Genomic DNA, 1,536 nt, shown 5'->3' on the forward strand with positions numbered 1-1,536 from the left:
CAATACTGTTCGGATAGTGTCTAGAGGAATCCACCAGAGGGGTTCTCAGGCGCCCATGGCGCAGCCGGTGACGGCTGGCGCTTTCGTACCGACAGAGGCAGCGGAGTCAGCATGCTGGGCGTGCAGTCGATAGGCAACCGGGTGCGGGCATTGCGATCGTGGGATGCGTAGGGCGAGTTTCGTCGCTTGACCATGCGCGGCGATCGCCTGCCCAGCGTGCGGGTTGCCCGTAGCGTGGCGCTGACAGCGAGCAGTTCATTGAACCAGCGGCGGCGGCGACGGGGCTGCCCTGGGGGGAAAGGCCCCGGAGCGGGGCTGTGCGCGTCGGAGCAACTGTACGTGTCCCGTGAAGGACAGATCCGCATGCGGCACTCGGTGGCGTGCTGCGCCCTGGTGCAGCAGCCATCTCACGGCGTAGTGGGCCAGCACCCAGCCGTAGAACTCTTGCTGCACCAGCTCGGCGGTCTTGCTGCGCAAGACGCGGCGGCTTTGCCGCAAGTGGGTCTTCAACTCGTCGAACACGGCTTCGACTTCCCAGCGCTGGTGGTACAGCGCTGCCAGTTCCAGCGCCGGCGCGGTACCCGGGTCCAGCAGCGTGGTCAGCAGTCTGTAGCGCGGCTCAGTGTCGTCGGCGCCGGGCAGCGCGTACTCGATGACGCGCACGACGATGGCCTGCTCGCGTGCCTGCGCTCGGCGGACACCGCCGGGGTAGATGGCACTGAGATACGAGCCGTCATCGAGCACCTGGTGCACCGGCAACTGCCGATTGGCCGCGCAGCGCCACAGCAGTTCGGCGCCGCTGGCGCGAGCCTGCTGCCAGTACTCGTAACCATTGAAGCCGCGGTCGGCCAGGCACAGCATGCCGGGCTGCAAGCGCGGCAACAGAGGCCGGCAGACCTCCCACTCGCTGGCGCGGTACGGGCCGATGTTGGCGCCCAGGATGGCATGCGTGGCGCATTCCACCAGCACCGCACACTGCGCCTGCGGGTAGCCGGCCACGCCGGTGCGGCTGCCCGGGCGGCCGAAGTGCTGCACGTTGTCGACCTCGTCCGGCAATTCGAAGTTGCTGCCGTCCAGGGCTACCAGGCGCAGACCACGAAAGAAGGCCTGCTGATGGTCTCGGGGGTCGGCCAGCGCGACACAGCAGCGCTGCACGAGATCCGCAAGCGGTGCCGCGCCGATCTTGCTGCGCACGCCGCTGATCGAGGACTTGGCCACCCGCGCGGGCTCAGCGGCGCCGGCCGCCCACGCCAACCCCTGCGCGACGGCGGCAAACACCTCCTCGTAGGCGGCCTCCGGGTACAGACTCAGCGCCATGCAGTAGTACACGCCGGCCACGGCCGGGAAGCTGCGCAAGCGCTGCGAGTTGCACCCGTGCGCATTCAGTACGGCGTGCACCTCTTCGGCGGGAACCACCCGCGCCAGGAGACTGGCGCTTAGGTAGTCCGAGAGCCTCGCGCCTGTGCCGAGCACGGCCTTGGTTCGAGCCATGGGCAAGCTCCGTCGTTGCGACGGGCTGAATTGTGCGCCAACCTA

At 68.3% G+C, this 1,536-nt stretch carries 1 protein-coding gene; it reads right to left on the reverse strand.

Going from position 1 to position 1,536, the window contains the following annotated elements; genetic code table 11:
• Nucleotides 1–255: 255 nt before the first annotated feature.
• Nucleotides 256–1,491, reverse strand: a complete 1,236-nt coding sequence (locus ACOVRJ_RS16860) for an IS4 family transposase (protein WP_422044995.1) — start codon at nucleotides 1,489–1,491, stop codon at nucleotides 256–258.
• Nucleotides 1,492–1,536: the final 45 nt, after the last annotated feature.

It is taken from the genome of Roseateles sp. (assembly GCF_049240545.1).
Lineage (GTDB): Bacteria > Pseudomonadota > Gammaproteobacteria > Burkholderiales > Burkholderiaceae_C > Paucibacter_A.